This is a genomic window from Aurantimonas sp. C2-5-R2 (assembly GCF_036549495.1).
In the GTDB taxonomy this organism is placed as follows: Bacteria; Pseudomonadota; Alphaproteobacteria; order Rhizobiales; family Rhizobiaceae; genus Aurantimonas; species Aurantimonas coralicida_A.
Genome location: NZ_JAZHLJ010000228.1, coordinates 1 through 1,312, shown reverse-complemented (window position 1 = coordinate 1,312; position 1,312 = coordinate 1). Strand labels below are relative to the sequence as shown.

The window sequence follows — 1,312 nt, the reverse complement described above, 5'->3', positions numbered from 1 at the left end:
GACTGCGGGAACGGCAGGTCTTCACGGGCCAGGACATCCATGCCCAACACTAGATCTAGTGGGTGTGGGAATCAACCGGATAGGCAAGGATTGATAGATGACCTGCCCGGTATTGAACTTGCCGGTCGCGAACATCAGCAGGACCTTCTCGATCGGGGCGATCAACTCCTCGGTCATGCCGTGCAGGGTCAACGCACACATCGGCACGAAGACGCCCTCGGCCTCCTGCGACAGGCCGCTCGTCCACTGGCCGCCGGAGACCGGGTTCGACAAAGTCACCACGCCGTCCTCGCCGGACGACGCCGCGCTCAGGTTGCCGTCCTTGTCGACGGTGATGGTCTGCCCCAGGTTGACGGCCAGGTCCGTCTCCGCGTCGATGCTGCCGTTGGGCACGATGGCGCTGGTCGATACGTAAGCCTGGTAACTCTCGGTCCAGTCGACCTTTGTCGTCTGCATGAAGGTCTGGGTCTTGAACCACAAAACCGGCTCGGCGCCTCCCGCCGTGGTCTTTACCGATTTGAACGCGAAGAGCGACCAGCCCTCGTTCTTGAGGGTGGTGATGTCGGGACCGGACAAAGTGATCTGGATTTCATAAGGTGTCGTCATCGAAATTCTCCTTGGCTGAGGGAATCGCGCGCGGCTGGAACAAAGCTTCTCCGACCGGCGACTGGTTGCGAGCCACACAGCGGAATCACAACCTAGCCAAGCAATTATTAAACATTATTACAATTTTTAGTTGTATTTCTATTGCATGTAGCGCATGCCGTAACGGAATTTATTGCGCAGGAAAGAAGGGCGAGACTTCTCTTCAATGCTCGATGGCGGTCATGCGTTCGAGCAGCACAGCGAGGACGCTCGCCGTCGTCGCCATGTCCCGGCGAGTGATATCCTGGAACAAAATCCTGGCCGCCTCGGCGGAATCCGCCATCGGAAGCTTGTGCTGCGTCATGCTTCCTTGTCCGGTCAGCAGCCAGTCGATGGAGATATCGAGGGTTTGACAAAGAGCGATCAGGTGGGGGACGGAAATGGCCAGGCCTTGTAGCCAGCGACTGATCGCGCTTTCATGCACGCCCAGTTCGACCGCAAGTGCGTAATGCTTGCCGATCTGGCGCGCCTGCAATGCGGCCTTGAGACGTGTTCCCCAATGGTCCACGGCGACGTCCTCGTTATGATGGGCTTCGGAGCACTCTCCTTTGTTACTGAAGCCGCCCCCACAAACCGGGCTCTTGCGCAGGTTGTGTGGTTCATGTGCGCCAGGAGGAACCGTTGGCGAAGAAGATCGAGGTTTCCGCGTCCGTACATTGAACGCTTG

2 protein-coding genes are annotated in these 1,312 nt (G+C 58.3%); both read right to left on the bottom strand.

Annotation, left to right across the window (positions count from 1 at the left end):
- Positions 1-21 precede the first annotated feature (21 nt).
- Positions 22-606: a hypothetical protein gene (locus VQ044_RS25165; protein WP_327650385.1), complete on the bottom strand. Its 585-nt coding sequence runs from the start codon at positions 604-606 to the stop codon at positions 22-24.
- A gap of 202 nt (positions 607-808) precedes the next feature.
- Positions 809-1,312, bottom strand: a 504-nt coding sequence (locus tag VQ044_RS25160) for a helix-turn-helix domain-containing protein (RefSeq protein ID WP_331827894.1), incomplete at its 5' end; no start/stop codon positions are given.

What these genes read in the sequence shown, in the direction of transcription:
- VQ044_RS25165 (WP_327650385.1), bottom strand. Translation starts at nt 606, where the DNA reads ATGACGACACCTTATGAAATCCAGATCACTTTGTCCGGTCCCGACATC.